Genomic DNA, 13,216 nt, shown 5'->3' with positions numbered 1-13,216 from the left:
CCGCAGCCCGGGGCGCTGCACGCCCAGCTCGGTCCCGAGCTCGGCGCGGTCTTCGCCGGGCTGCACGAGGCGCAGGGCGTGGAGTTCCGGTTCGGCGAGACGGCGGCGGAGTTCCACGGCGACGCGGCGGGCCGGGTCGGGTCCGTGCTCACCTCGGCGGGTGCGCTGCTGCCCGCCCAGGTGGTGGTCGTCGGCATTGGCGCGATCCCCGGCACGAAGCTGGCGTCGGCGGCCGGGCTCGAGGTCTCCGACGGGGTTGTCACCGACGCCGCGCTGCGCACGTCGGCGCCCGACGTCTTCGCCGTCGGCGACGTGGCCAGCTCCTACCTGCCGCTGCTCGGTCGGCACGTGCGGGTCGAGCACTGGTCGAACGCGCTGAACGGCGGGCCCGCCGCCGCCAGGTCCATGCTCGGCCAGCAGGTGGAGTACAACCGGGTGCCCTACTTCTACAGCGACCAGTACGACCTCGGCATGGAGTGCGCGGGACTGCCCTCGCCGGGCAGCTACGACCAGGTGGCCTACCGCGGCGACCGGGCCGGCCTGGAGTTCATCGCGTTCTGGCTGAGCGAGGGCCGCCTGGTCGCGGGCATGAACGTGAACGTCTGGGACGTCAACCAAGACATCCAGACCCTGATCCGCTCGGCCCGCGTCCTGGACGTCACCCGCCTAACCGACCCCACGATCCCGCTACCCGAGGTTTAGCCCCAGCTGCCCCACCGGCCCCGGGCACTTACCCAAACCCCAGCCACACGGCCCCCCGGCAGCCGCCCGGCAGCCGCCCGGCAGCCCCCCGCTAGCCGGCCTGTACCCGGCCGGCAGCTGTACGCCCGCCCAACTCGCCAACCCCGGCATCGCCGCCTCTGCGGCTGACCTCAGTGGTCTCATTTGGCCGCAGAATCCTCTCCTGCGACAGCAAGGCGAAGACTTTTTTCAACGCGTAGAGATTTTGTACCTGTAACTACAAAAAGTCTTCCGGATCATGGTCCATGTCCGATTTGTCGGTGCTAGTCGGCATACTCGTCGCCATGCGCAATCAAATTCCCCCGCGTCTGCGTGAGCTGGCAAGCCTCCAGGCTGGCGTCGTCACGCGTCGGCAGGCACTCGACAGCGGCCTGTCCCCGGGCGCGATCGTTGCCAGGCTCGGCTCCGCGAAGTGGCAGCAGGTCTACCGGGGCGTGTACGCCACTTTCAGCGGTCCGGCGCACCGGGATGCGCAGTTGTGGGCGGCGGTGCTGTACGCGGGAAAGGGCGCCCAGCTCAGCCACGAGACCGCTGCCGAACTGCACGGCCTTACCGATCGCCGGACGCCGCTGATCCACGTGACGATCCCGTCCCGCAGGCGGGTCACGGCCACGCGGAACATAGTGATCCATGTCTCGGCCCGCGCCGGAAGCGCGCATTTCCGGCCGCGCGTTGTCCCGTGCACGTCCGTCGAGGAGACGATCCTCGACCTCGTGCACGCAGCCCGTGAACTGGACGACGCGTGCGGGTGGGTAACCGCGGCGTTCGGGCGGCGGCTGACCGGCGACGGGTCACTGCTGGCCGCGATGCGCCGCCGGAGACGACTGCGGTGGCGAGACCAGCTTGGCGAGATCGTCACCGCCGCGGCTGGAGGAGCGCATTCGGTGCTTGAGTACCGGTACGACCGCGACGTGGAACGCGCGCACGGGCTGCCCGCCGCCCAGCGCCAGGCCCCGTTCGCCAAGCCAGACGGGCGCCGCGGGTTCCGCGACCGCTACTACCCGCGGTACGGGCTTGTCGTCGAGCTAGACGGGAGGCTGGCACACCCTGAAGACACCCGCTGGCAGGACAGGGCCCGCGACAACGCGGCCACGGCGCATGGCGGGTCGACGCTGCGATACGACTGGGAGGACGTCACGAGGAACGGCTGCGCCACGGCGGCCCAGGTCGCCCACGCGCTCCAGGCCCGCGGCTGGACCGGCAAGCTGACGCCATGCTCGCCGGGCTGCCGCGCGGTCGCCGACGATAAGCGCCGGTCGGCTTAAGTGAGCCTGGGAACCCGGACCCTCAGTCCAGCAGGGCCCGCAGGACCGCTCGCGTGTCCGTGAGGTCGGGCAGCACGGCGTGCGCCCCGGCGGCGTACAGGTCAGCCGCGCGGCAGGAGCCGGTCGCGACGCCGACGGCGCGGGCGCCGGCGGCCAGCGCCGCCTCGATGTCCAGCGTCGTGTCGCCGACCAGGACCGTCGACAGGCCGCCGAACTCGCCGGCAGGCGTGCCGTGCACGGCCGCCGCGCGGCGCCGCGCGATCTGCACGAGCTCGCTGCGCACCTCGTGGTCGTCGCCGTACGCCCCGATGCACAGGTCCAGCGGGTCGCGCAGCCCGACCGCGGACAGCTTGACCTCGGCCACCGGCCGGATGTTGCCGGTGAGCACGGACTGGTGCACCCGCCCGGGACGCCCGGGACGCCCCGGATGCCCGGGACGCCCGGAACGGAACGGACGGAACGGACGGCCCGCCAGCGCGGCGAGCGCCGCCGCCGCGCCGGGCAGCGCGTGCCCGCGGGCCGCGACGGCCGAACGGACCGACGGCGCGTGCGCGGTCAGGCCGGCGATGAACGGGTCAACGTGCCGGCGCGGCTCGGGGATGCCCGCCAGCTCCAGCGTCTGCAGGATGATCGCGCGGTCCGTGCGGCCCGCCATCGGCGCGAACGCCTCAAGCGTCCGGCCGAACAGCTGCAGGAACACCACGCTGTACAGGTCTACGCCCACTCCGCCGGCGTTGAGCAGCGTGCCGTCCACGTCCCAGAGCACAAGGAGATCGCCCACGTCCGCCGAGCCGAACACTCCCCACCCCCCGGGCAACCCTGACCAAGCACATCGTAAGCCGGGGGCTGCGGCGGGTACGACCCCGGCTCACGCGTGTCCGCCTGGCCGCGAACCTCCCCGTTCCCGGCCATTCGCGGCCGTAGACTTCCCTCATGCCGGGTCGGATTCGCCAGGAAGACATCGCGGCGGTCCGCGAGCGCTCGCCGATCGCCGACGTGGTGGGGGAGTACCTGCAGCTGCGCAGCGCGGGCGGCGGCTCGCTCAAAGGGCTGTGCCCGTTCCACGACGAGAAGACCTCGTCGTTCAACGTGACGCCCGGCAAGGAGCTGTTCTACTGTTTCTCCTGCGCCGCGGGCGGCGACGTCATCAAGTTCGTCCAGTCGATCGAGAACCTGTCCTTCACCGAGGCGGTCGAGCGGCTGGCGGCCCGCGCGGGCGTCGAGCTCCGTTACGAGCAGGGCGGCTACGTTCCCGGCCAGGAAAGTTCCGTCCGCCGCAGGCTGATCGAAGCGCACCGGCTGGCGCAGGACTTTTATTCCGAACGGATCCGTGGCGACTCTGGACGGGCCGCCCGCGAGTTCCTCGCCGAGCGCGGGTTCGGGCTCGCCGACGCCGAGCTGTTCGGCGTCGGGTACTCCCCGGCCGCCTGGGACGAGCTGACCGGCCACCTGCGCGGGCGCGGGTTCAGCGACGACGAGCTGACCAGGGCCGGGCTGGCCAGGCAGGGCCGGCGGGGCCTGATCGACTCCTTCCGCGGCCGGCTGATGTGGCCGATCAGGGACCTGACCGGGGAGACGATCGCGTTCGGCGCGCGCAAGCTCGACCCCGGCGACGACGGGCCCAAGTACCTGAACACGCCGGAGACCGCGCTGTTCAAGAAGGGGCACGTGCTGTACGGCGCGGACCTGGCGAAGCGGGAGATAGCGCACAGACGGCAGGCGGTGATCGTCGAGGGGTACACCGACGTGATGGCCTGCCACCTGTCCGGGGTGCCGACCGCGGTGGCCACCTGCGGCACGAGCTTCGGCGAGGACCACGTGAAGATCCTGCGCCGGCTGATCATGGACACCGACGGGTCTGACGGCGAGGTGATCTTCACGTTCGACGGGGACGCGGCCGGGCAGAAGGCGGCGCTGCGCGCGTTCGGCCTTGAGGAGAAGTTCGTCACCCAGACGTTCGTCGCCGTGCAGCCCGACGGCCTCGACCCGTGCGACCTGCGGCTGAAGCACGGCGACGGCGCGGTCAGGGACCTGATCGCGCGGCGGGTGCCGCTGTTCGAATTCGCGATCAGGTCCGCGCTCGCCAAGCACGACCTGGACACCACGGAAGGCCAGCTCGCCGCCCTCGATGAGGCCGCGCCGATCGTGGCGCGGATCAAGGACCAGGGGATGCGCGGCAGGTACGCGGTCAACCTGGACCGCTGGCTCGGGCTGATGGACGAGCGGTTCGTGCTCGCCCGGGTCCGCCAGCACGCAGGCCGAACGCGCGCCGGGCGAGTCGCCCCGGCTCGTTCGGACAATCGACCGGCGGCGGCGAGCGCGGACGGACAGCGGGGCGCGGACGGTGCGGGGGCACCGGGCGGTCCCGATCCCGGGCAGCCGTACGACCGGTCCGACCCGGTGCTGCGGGTGGAGCGCGAGGCGCTCAAGCTGGCCGTGCAGTGGCCGGCCCTGTGCGGCCCGGAGTTCGACTCGCTCGCCGAACATGCGTTCACGATTCCCGCGCACGCCGCGGTGTTCGGGCTGATCGCCGGCTGCGGCGGGGTGGTGAGCGCCGGCCGGGGGCGGGCCAGGGACTGGGTGGCCGCGCTGCTGGAGGCGGCCCCCGACGACCGGGCCCGCGCGTTCGTCACCGAGCTGGCCGTGGAGCCGCTGATCACGGCCGGGGAGGCCGACGAGCGGTACGCCGACATCCAGCTCGCCCGGGTCGGGGAACTGGCCGTCGGGCGGCAGATCGCCGCGGTCAAGGCACGGCTGCAGCGGACCAACCCGGTGGTGGACCAGGCCGCGTACGACAAGATGTTCGGCGAACTTGTGGCGCTTGAGCAGCGCCGCAAGGCCCTGCTCGACCGGGCGACCGGCGGCTGAGACACGCGGCCGTAACAAAATTAGGTCCCCCGTAATCACGTGGACGTGCCGCACACTGGTCTTCGTGAGCCTCACCGTAGTAACGAGCGGACCATCGCTGACACAGCACATGACCGACCTCGTGGCGCTCGGGCGCTCGCGGGGTTTCGTGACGATGGGGGACGTCACCGCGGCAATCGACACGGCCAGGACCGAGCTGACGGCCGACGCGCTCGCCGGGCTGGTGCGGGCGCTCGCGGACGAGGGCATCGAGGTGCTCGGGGCGCCGGCCGAGGACGACACGGACACCCGGCTTGCCGATGCGGACGCGGAGGGGGACGCGGCTCCGCGCGCGGGAACCAGCGACCTGGTGCGCATCTACCTGCGCGAGATCGGCCGGGTCCCGCTGCTCACGGCCGAAGACGAGGTGGAGCTCGCCAAGGCCATCGAGGCCGGCCTGTACGCCGAGGAGAAGCTGAACGGCGCCTCCCCCCTGCCCGGCGCGGAACGGGCCGACCTGGAGTGGCTGGCCACCGACGGCGCGCACGGCAAGCAGCGGCTGATCGAGGCCAACCTGCGGCTGGTCGTCTCGATCGCCAAGCGGTACATCGGCCGCGGCCTTGTGTTCCTCGACCTGATCCAGGAGGGCAACCTCGGGCTCATCCGCGCGGTGGAGAAGTTCGACTACACCCGCGGCTACAAGTTCTCCACGTACGCGACCTGGTGGATCCGCCAGGCCATCACCCGGGCGATCGCCGACCAGGCGCGCACGATCCGGGTGCCGGTGCACATGGTGGAGACGATCAACAAGCTGGCCAGGGTGCAGCGCCAGCTGCACCAGGAACTCGGCCGGGAGGCGACGCCCGAGGAGATCGCCGCCGAGATGGGCGTCGAGCCGGAACGGGTCGCGGAGATCCAGCGGATCGCCCAGGAGCCGGTGTCGCTGCAGTCGCCGATCGGCGAGGAGGAATCCGACCTCGGCGACTTCATCGAGGACGCCGACGCCGTGGTGCCGATCGAGGCCGCGGCGTTCATCATGCTGCAGGACCAGCTCGACCGCGTGCTGTGCCAGCTCTCGGAGCGGGAGCAGCGGATCATCCAGCTGCGGTTCGGCCTGACCGACGGGCATCCGCGCACGCTGGAAGAGGTCGGCAGGGAGTTCGGTGTGACCAGGGAGCGGATCAGGCAGATCGAGTCCAAGACGCTGGCCAAGCTGCGCCACCCCAGCCGCGCCCTGCTGCTGCGCGAGTACCTCGACTAGGCCGCGCCACCGGGCGACCCTCCGGGTCGCGGCCGCCCCTAGCGCGCGCCCTCGGCCGCGGCCTGGCTGCTGTCCTCGGCAGGGTAGATGAGGTGACCGTCGGCCGAGACGTCGTCGGCGTCGTCCGCCGCCTGCCCCTTGCCGCCAAGCCGGGACGGCAGGCGGTCCGCCGCCGCCTTCTTCGCCGACGTGACGATCTTCGGCACCTGCGCGGACGCCGTCTTGGTGATCTCTGTGGTCTTGGTGGTGACGGTCTGCGTCGCCTTCTGCACCGCGGGGTGCTCCGCGACCTGCCGGCCGACCTTCACAATCTGTTCGTATCGCTCCCGGCCGGCCCGCGTGCCGACCACGTAGCCGATAGCGAACCCCGCCGCGAACATGGCCCGGTACCCCATCTGGCACCCCTTCCGGTGTGTAGCGTCCTGCGCTTGTCTTCCCCGCCCGCGCCGCCCTATACATTCCGTTGGCTGTCGCTACATCGCGTTGCCGCTTCCAGCGTAGAGCAGGCGTGCCGCGGGCACCCGTTGGGGTGCGCTACGCTTGTCGGCAGCACCAGCCGGGCTCGCTGGGCCCGCCGTGCTGACGGTCCCGCGTAGCTCAATTGGCAGAGCGTCCGGCTGTTAACCGGCAGGTTATAGGTTCGAGTCCTATCGCGGGAGCCCGGTCCCTACACGGTTTCCAGCCTTCTCACCTGCGACAACGCAGGAAGAGACCGCTCTTTGAGCTTCTCCAGCTTGGTGGCCAGCTTCGCCTCGGTCGTCGGGCCGGGACCTCCGCTGCCAGTTCTCGATGAACACCGCCCGCCACGGTTCCCCGTCGGTCTCCGGCGGGTAGACCAGGATACCGGCTTAGCAAAGACCCGGGCGCGTTATCCCCGCCGCGAAGGAGGGCATCAGGTAGAACAGATTCAGAGCCAGGCTCTGCGGAATTACGTCACATCTACATTCTAGGCTCGACGGAGTGGTCGGCGTGGAACACGCATTAGTGACTGGCGTGGCCGGGTTTATCGGCTCACACTTGGCGACTGAACTGCTGAAGCGTGGATGGCTGGTGACCGGAGTTGATGGACGATCCCCAGCCAGCGATCCGGTGGCGGCGGAGAACCTAGCCGGGCTGATGGGAGACGGCAGCTTCCAGTTCGTGGAAACGAATATCGCCGACGCTGACATGACGATACTGCTGGAAGGTGTCCAGGTGGTATTCCATCTGGCGGCACTGCCGGGTGTGCGCCGATCTTGGGGGGACAGGTTCGCCGACTACCTGACCTGCAACGTCCTCGGTACTCAGCGGCTGCTGGAAGCCTGCGGCGTGGTTGAGGTGCCGCGGCTGGTGTTCGCCTCTTCCTCCAGTGTCTACGGGCAGACTGATAGCCAGCCCTCACGGGAGAGTGATCTGGCTTCCCCCTCATCGCCGTACGGCGTGTCCAAACTAGCCGCGGAACGCTTGTGTATCGCCTACGCGACCCGGCCGGGTGCCGTAACCAGCGTGATAGCGCTGCGCTACTTCACGGTGTACGGCCCACGTCAGCGTCCCGACATGGCGATCAGCCGAGTCATGCGTGCTGCGATGTCCGGCCATACGGTGTCCCTTTACGGCAGAGGGACCCAGCGCCGCGACTTCACTTACGTCTCCGACGCGATAAGCGCGACAATCGCTGCGGCGAACGCCGGCGTACAAGCCGAGGTGATCAACGTCGGATCAGGACAAAGCACGTCGCTTGCCGAAGTAATGGATGCCGTAGCCGAGCTATCCGGAGCGTCGGTGCCCGCCCTGCGGAGGGTGGCCCAGCCCGGTGATGTCGATGCGACCGCCGCCGACCTGTCGAAGGCACATGCCTTGCTCGGTTACGAGCCGCAGGTTGCCCTCGGCGAAGGGCTGCGGCGGCAATGGAATTGGCTGGCCAGCCGAGAGCATAAGACGCATCCGGTCGCGGTGGAGGCGGCCCGATGACTCTGGCGCTGACCGCGGACTCGGCAAGCGAGTTGTTCACCCAGGCTTGCCGCGCCGTGCTGGCTTCAGGGCATCTGGCCGCGCCCAGAGGCCTGCCGACTGTCGAGGTACTCGGCGCGAGCCTGACACTGACCAACCCACGCCGAAGGCTTGTCGATGTCCCTCCGGCCCGGATCATTAATCCGGCCTTCGCTGCCGCCGAAGCAGTGTGGATTCTGTCGGGGTCGGATGACTCATGGGTCTACATGTACAACGAGCGTCTCGCCGACTACGCCGATGATGGCAAGCTGATGGGTGCATACGGGCCGAGGCTGCGCCGCTGGCACGGTACGGTTGACCAGCTTGCCCGGGTGCGGCAGCAGCTGACGGATGACCCTAGCACGCGGCGTGCGGTGATCCAGCTGTTCGACCCAGAAACCGACTTCGGTGATTACAAGGATGTGCCCTGTACGCTGGGGTACCGGTTCTTCCTCCGTGACGGCCTGCTGCATATGCACACCACCATGCGCAGCCAGGACCTGTGGCTCGGGTTCTGCTACGACATGTTTACCGCGACGATCATGCAGGAATTGCTCGCCGACTGGCTTGGCGCGAAGGTTGGCAGTTACTGGCTCTGCGCTGATTCCCTGCACCTGTATGACCGCGACCGCGTAGCCGCGCAGGAGCTTCCGTCGGCCGCTGTTCCCGGACCGCCGATGACGCCGCTGGCCACGCCTTGGGAGACATTCGACGAGCTGCTCGCTGCGGTGGTCAACGGCAGCCCGGTAGCACATCCGGGCTGGGCGGAACTGGCAAGGGTGCTCGGCAGCTACCGCGCGCGCAAATGCGGAGACCGCACCGGGGCCCGGGCCATTATCGACGACTGCGGCGGGCTGCTGGCTGGGGCGCTCGGCCGATGGTACGACCACCTCGACCTAGACCGGCAGCCAGTTAAGGAACTCGGCCATGACCACCCGTGATCACCGGCCGACTGTCCTCGGATTGTGCTCGTTCACTCATGACTCGGCCGCTGCATTGATCACTGGCGGAAGCGTGATAGGGATGGCCGAGGAAGAACGGCTGTCCGGAATCAAGCACACCCGAGACTATCCCGACGGTGCCGTGGAGTGGCTGCTCACGGATGCTCGTCTGACGCCTGGCGACGTCGATGTCGTGGCGTACAACTTCGCCGGGCATCGCTACCTGGCCGGAATCGCCGGAACCCCGGGTTACCTGATGCGGGCCGAGACCCGCTCGCGTGCGCTGCAGCGTGCGGCCAGCTTCGCCGTCATCCACCGCCGGTTCCGGCAGCGCATGAAGATATTGAAGGACACTTTCCCGAACGGCCGGGTGCGCTGCGTTCCACACCACCTCACTCACGGCTTGTATGCGTTCGCGGCGTCCGGCTTCGACGAGGGAGCCATCCTCGTCATTGACAGTCTTGGCGAAACCTGCACCACGTCCATCAGCCACGCTGAAATCCGGCCCGACGGTGATGTCCGGTACCGGATCATCGAGACCATCAGTGATCCTGCGTCTCTCGGCTATGCCTACGGAGCCGTGACCGCACATCTGGGCTGGCGGCGCGGTGATGAAGAGGGCACCGTGATGGCCCTGGCCGCGCTCGGCGACCCGGCTCGGTTCAGGCCCCTGTTCGCCCGCGCGATCCCGCTGACCCGCACCGGGTTCGCGCTCGACCCCGCGCTGTTTCCGCTGCGGGTCCTGCGCCATGGCTGGCCCCGCGTGACCCCAGCCTTTGCCGCCGTCACCTGCCTGCCCCGCCACCCAGACGAGGAGGCCACCCAGGTCCATGCCGACCTTGCGGCAGCGCTGCAAGAGCGCACCGAGCAGGTGATGATGCACCTGGCCCGCCGCGCCTTGGACGTCGCCGGAACACGGCAGCTGTGCGTCGGCGGGGGCGTCGCGATGAACTGCGTCGGAATCGGCAAGATCCTCGCCAGCGGCCAGTTCGATGAGGTATACGTTCCGTCTGCTCCCGGTGACTCCGGCACCGCTGTCGGCGCCGCGCTCGCCGCGTACCGCAGCGCCACAGGTGTCCTTCCGGGCGGCCCGCTGCGTTCCTGTTACCTCGGCCCCGCCTACCCCGAATTTACGCCGCCTGCGGCGCCCCGTCCCGGTCTGTCGGCACGCCAGGTCGCTGACCCGGCCCGGTTCCTGGCGGCCCAGCTGGCTGAGGGGAAGATCGCCGGGCTGTTCCAGGGGAGGCTGGAAGCCGGGCCGCGGGCGCTCGGCAACCGGTCCATCCTGGCCTCCCCGCTCCAGTCTGGCATTACCCAGCGGCTGAACGCCGCCGTGAAGTTCCGCGAGCCGTTCCGCCCGTTCGCTCCTGTGGTCCTGGCCGGGAAGGCAGCCGACTACTTCCGGCTCAGCCAGCCCAGCCCGTACATGTCGATCGCCGTGCCTGTCACCGAACTGGCGCGGGAGCTGATCCCGGCGGTCGTCCACATTAACGGCACGGCCCGGGTGCAGACCCTGGCATCGGAACAGAACCCGTTCCTCGCCCGGGTGCTCGACCACTTCGCCGAACTGACCGGCGTTCCAGTGCTGATCAACACCTCCCTCAACATCAAGGGCAAGCCGATCTGCGGTACCCCGCAGATGGCGATCGACTGCCTGGCCTCCAGCGGTCTGGACGGGCTGATGCTCGATGGCGGCTGGTGGGTGAGCAAATGAGGATTGGGTACAGCTTCTGGGGCTTCCTCGGCCCTGGTATCACCGATACTCCCGACGGCGGACGCAGCCACCGGCGTACCCTCATCGACGGACTTATCGCGGCCGGACACGACATCGTGTTCCTTCAGCGCGACCGTGACCTACACGAGGCCGGACATGACCTGCGTGAGCGGTACCGTTGGGATGACGGCCTGCCGGGCATCGAAGTGCTGTTCCTGGAGTGGCGGTGGCCGATCCCAGGCCGGAACACCACTGCATGCGGCAGCCCCGGTCACACCTGCGACCTGCACCGCCAGGACCAGCTCGTCTCCTGGTACATCCTCGATCGCCGCGTTCCGGCGATCGTGTGGGACAAGGACCTGCAACTGCCCGCCGGGTCGCCGCTGCGGCAGATGCCCGGGGTGGCGGTCTGCGAGGCGGCGCTAGCGCCCAGCCCCGGCACGGCCAGCCTCCTGTTCCCGGTAGACGATGAGGAACTGGACCGCGCCGACCCGGCGGCTCTGGCGGCGATCCCCAGGCCGCTGCCGCTTGTCTACGTCGGCAACCAGTACGACCGCGACGACGCCTTCACCACCTTCTTCGCCCCAGCAGCGATGCAGTTCGACCACCGGGTGGCAGGGAAATGGACACGCACCGCGCCCTGGCCGCACGTTAACTTCACTGGACGGTGCTCCTTCCCCGAGGTCCGGAAGCTGTATGGATCGGCACTGACGACCGTAATGCTGCTGCCGGAACGGTACGCCAGATCCGGGCAGATGACACAGCGCCTCTTCGAGGCTGTGCTCGCCGGATGCCTGCCGGTCACGCCGGCCATGATCTCGTTCAGTACCGTCTTCGCACCTCCGGCGCTGCACGCCTCGACCGGGCAGCAGGTAGCTGACTGCATCGCCAGATTGCAGGACATCGCCGGGACCGCACGGCACCGCAGGCTCATCGCCGACTGCCTGACCCGCCTGGACACCTTCCGCCTGTCGCGGCAACTCCGCACCCTTGATGAGATTCTCCAGGACCACTGATGGCTGTTCCGCAGGACCACTGATGGCTGTTCCGCGTGTCTGCGCCCGGCCCCGACGGTTGGCCGTTAGGGTCGTGCGTTGTGGACCGGATCTCGATCATTGGTTGCGGCGGCAGTGGCAAGTCCCACCTGGCCCGCCAGCTCGGCGGCATGCTCGGCATCACGCCCGTGCATCTGGACACCTTGTACTACGGTCGGGACTGGAAACCGCTGGACAAGGAGCAATTCGCGGCCTTGCAGTGGGATCTGGTGACCGCGCCCCAGTGGATCATCGACGGGAACTATGCCTCCAGCCTGCCGGTCCGGTTGGAGGCTGCCGACACTGTTATCTTCCTGGATCTTCCGGCCTGGACATGCCTGGGGGGCATCGCCCAGCGGCGGCTGAAGCATGGCGGCGGCCAGCACGACGCTATCGGCGTGTACGACCGGATCACCTGGAACTTCATCCGCTACATCGTCGGATACCGCAAGCAGATGGCACCGCGCGTCCGCAAGCTGGTCGCCGATCACGCTGGCCATGCCCAGGTGGTCGTGCTGCGCAACCGCCGGGCCGTCCGGCGCTACCTGGCAGGCATCACAGCGAGCGCATCCGCGGCGTCCCAGGCGGTTGCTGCCGGTGAGGAACGCGGATAACCCCTTCACCGATCAGGCGCTGGTCCACGGTGCGCTGTATGCCTCAGTCGGCCGGATCACCCAGCGCACCGGAGCCCTGCACCGTGCCCGGGTCAGCGGACGGCACGCCGGGGAAGTCATTGCCGATCTCGCATGCGAGGCAGTAGGCACCAACGAGATCTTGGTTGCGGATCTGGGATGCGGGCGCGGCACGACGACACGGATGCTGGCCGACCGGCTCCCCACCGCAACCATACTGGCGGTCGACCTGTCGGCCGCCTTGCTGGCTGACGCCAGGATGCGGTTGCCTGGTCCCCGTCACGTCGGCGCGATCCTGGCGGATTTCCACAGACTGCCCTTCCCTGACGGCGTTTGCGGCCTTGTCGTCGCCGCGTTCTGCCTGTACCACTCGCCCTCGCCCAACCGGGTCATCACGGAGATCGCCCGCTGCCTGCTCCCCGGCGGGACGGCGATCTTCGCGGTCAAGTCGGCAGACAGCTACACCGAACTCGATCAGCTCGTCGTCCGCTCCGGCCTCGATCCCGAAGCGACCCACCGCCCGAGCCTGTACCAGGCCGCCCACAGCGGCAACATCACCGAGCTTGCCGCAGCGAGCCTCAGCGTCCGGCAGGTCAGGAACGAAACCCACCGCTTCACCTTCCCGGCGCTCGCCGACGTCGCCAAGTACCTGGCGACTTCACCGAAGTACGACCTGTCGCCTGCTCTGGCCGGGAGTCCTGCTGCCCTGGCCGCGGCCCTACGGCAGCGGGTTCCCGATGCGCCGGTCACGGCGACATCCGTCGTTACCTACCTGGTCGCTCTCCGGCCGTCGGAGGCGCCGCCATGAGCAGG

12 protein-coding genes and 1 tRNA gene are annotated in these 13,216 nt (G+C 69.1%); 11 read left to right on the top strand and 2 right to left on the bottom strand.

All coding sequences use genetic code 11. The annotated features are described in order from the left end of the window. Both Q1N79_RS21370 and Q1N79_RS21365 read left to right on the top strand, forming a co-directional pair. Window positions 1-702: FAD-dependent oxidoreductase (locus Q1N79_RS21370; protein WP_300611643.1), on the top strand; the 702-nt coding region annotated here is incomplete at its 5' end. Between the two features lie 299 nt (window positions 703-1,001). Next, window positions 1,002-2,006 carry a type IV toxin-antitoxin system AbiEi family antitoxin domain-containing protein gene (locus Q1N79_RS21365; RefSeq protein ID WP_300611641.1) on the top strand — a complete coding sequence of 335 codons (1,005 nt, stop codon included), beginning with the start codon at window positions 1,002-1,004 and terminating at the stop codon, window positions 2,004-2,006. Window positions 2,007-2,028: 22 nt separating this feature from the next. Here the strand turns inward: Q1N79_RS21365 and Q1N79_RS21360 are convergent, their stop codons facing one another. Next, on the bottom strand, window positions 2,029-2,805 hold the full coding sequence (locus tag Q1N79_RS21360; protein ID WP_300611639.1) for an HAD hydrolase-like protein: 777 nt from the start codon (window positions 2,803-2,805) through the stop codon (window positions 2,029-2,031). Between the two features lie 134 nt (window positions 2,806-2,939). Between Q1N79_RS21360 and dnaG the strand changes: the two genes are divergently transcribed. Together dnaG and rpoD are read left to right on the top strand one after the other, a co-directional pair. Beyond that, window positions 2,940-4,874, top strand: a complete 1,935-nt coding sequence (dnaG, locus tag Q1N79_RS21355; RefSeq protein ID WP_300611637.1) for a DNA primase — start codon at window positions 2,940-2,942, stop codon at window positions 4,872-4,874. Between the two features lie 109 nt (window positions 4,875-4,983). Then, window positions 4,984-6,114 carry an RNA polymerase sigma factor RpoD gene (rpoD, locus tag Q1N79_RS21350; protein WP_300611645.1) on the top strand — a complete coding sequence of 377 codons (1,131 nt, stop codon included), beginning with the start codon at window positions 4,984-4,986 and terminating at the stop codon, window positions 6,112-6,114. Window positions 6,115-6,152: 38 nt separating this feature from the next. Here the strand turns inward: rpoD and Q1N79_RS21345 are convergent, their stop codons facing one another. After that, window positions 6,153-6,509: a hypothetical protein gene (locus Q1N79_RS21345; protein ID WP_300611634.1), complete on the bottom strand. Its 357-nt coding sequence runs from the start codon at window positions 6,507-6,509 to the stop codon at window positions 6,153-6,155. 191 nt (window positions 6,510-6,700) lie between these two features. Here Q1N79_RS21345 and Q1N79_RS21340 point away from each other — a divergent pair. The 7 genes from Q1N79_RS21340 to Q1N79_RS21310 all read left to right on the top strand — a co-directional run bounded on the left by Q1N79_RS21340 (window position 6,701) and on the right by Q1N79_RS21310 (window position 13,211). After that, window positions 6,701-6,773: transfer RNA gene (locus Q1N79_RS21340), tRNA-Asn, on the top strand. A 301-nt stretch (window positions 6,774-7,074) separates the two neighbouring features. Next, window positions 7,075-8,064: an NAD-dependent epimerase/dehydratase family protein gene (locus Q1N79_RS21335; protein ID WP_300611632.1), complete on the top strand. Its 990-nt coding sequence runs from the start codon at window positions 7,075-7,077 to the stop codon at window positions 8,062-8,064. Continuing rightward, a complete protein-coding gene (locus Q1N79_RS21330; protein ID WP_300611630.1) occupies window positions 8,061-9,023 on the top strand; it encodes a thymidylate synthase in 963 nt (320 codons plus the stop codon). The genes Q1N79_RS21335 and Q1N79_RS21330 overlap by 4 nt, the downstream gene beginning before the upstream one ends. Further along, window positions 9,010-10,737 carry a carbamoyltransferase C-terminal domain-containing protein gene (locus tag Q1N79_RS21325; RefSeq protein WP_300611627.1) on the top strand — a complete coding sequence of 576 codons (1,728 nt, stop codon included), beginning with the start codon at window positions 9,010-9,012 and terminating at the stop codon, window positions 10,735-10,737. The genes Q1N79_RS21330 and Q1N79_RS21325 overlap by 14 nt, the downstream gene beginning before the upstream one ends. Continuing rightward, window positions 10,734-11,753 (top strand): hypothetical protein, encoded by a 1,020-nt coding sequence (locus Q1N79_RS21320; RefSeq protein ID WP_300611625.1) that lies wholly within the window; start codon window positions 10,734-10,736, stop codon window positions 11,751-11,753. The genes Q1N79_RS21325 and Q1N79_RS21320 overlap by 4 nt, the downstream gene beginning before the upstream one ends. 80 nt (window positions 11,754-11,833) lie before the next feature. Further along, window positions 11,834-12,385: a topology modulation protein gene (locus Q1N79_RS21315; protein ID WP_300611623.1), complete on the top strand. Its 552-nt coding sequence runs from the start codon at window positions 11,834-11,836 to the stop codon at window positions 12,383-12,385. Next, on the top strand, window positions 12,369-13,211 hold the full coding sequence (locus tag Q1N79_RS21310) for a methyltransferase domain-containing protein (RefSeq protein ID WP_300611621.1): 843 nt from the start codon (window positions 12,369-12,371) through the stop codon (window positions 13,209-13,211). Before Q1N79_RS21315 ends, Q1N79_RS21310 begins: the two co-directional genes overlap by 17 nt. Window positions 13,212-13,216: the final 5 nt, after the last annotated feature.

The organism is Trebonia sp., from assembly GCF_030042015.1.
GTDB lineage: Bacteria > Actinomycetota > Actinomycetes > Streptosporangiales > Streptosporangiaceae > Trebonia.
The sequence above is the reverse complement of the archived record's forward strand: the minus strand, read 5'-3'. Positions and strand labels throughout refer to the sequence as shown.

Excerpts from the sequence above, each read along its gene's own strand:
- dnaG (WP_300611637.1), top strand. The coding sequence starts at position 2,940 with ATGCCGGGTCGGATTCGCCAGGAAGACATCGCGGCGGTCCGCGAGCGC.
- rpoD (WP_300611645.1), top strand. The coding sequence starts at position 4,984 with ATGACCGACCTCGTGGCGCTCGGGCGCTCGCGGGGTTTCGTGACGATG.
- Q1N79_RS21345 (WP_300611634.1), bottom strand. The coding sequence starts at position 6,509 with ATGGGGTACCGGGCCATGTTCGCGGCGGGGTTCGCTATCGGCTACGTG.
- Q1N79_RS21330 (WP_300611630.1), top strand. The coding sequence starts at position 8,061 with ATGACTCTGGCGCTGACCGCGGACTCGGCAAGCGAGTTGTTCACCCAG.
- Q1N79_RS21325 (WP_300611627.1), top strand. The coding sequence starts at position 9,010 with ATGACCACCCGTGATCACCGGCCGACTGTCCTCGGATTGTGCTCGTTC.
- Q1N79_RS21320 (WP_300611625.1), top strand. The coding sequence starts at position 10,734 with ATGAGGATTGGGTACAGCTTCTGGGGCTTCCTCGGCCCTGGTATCACC.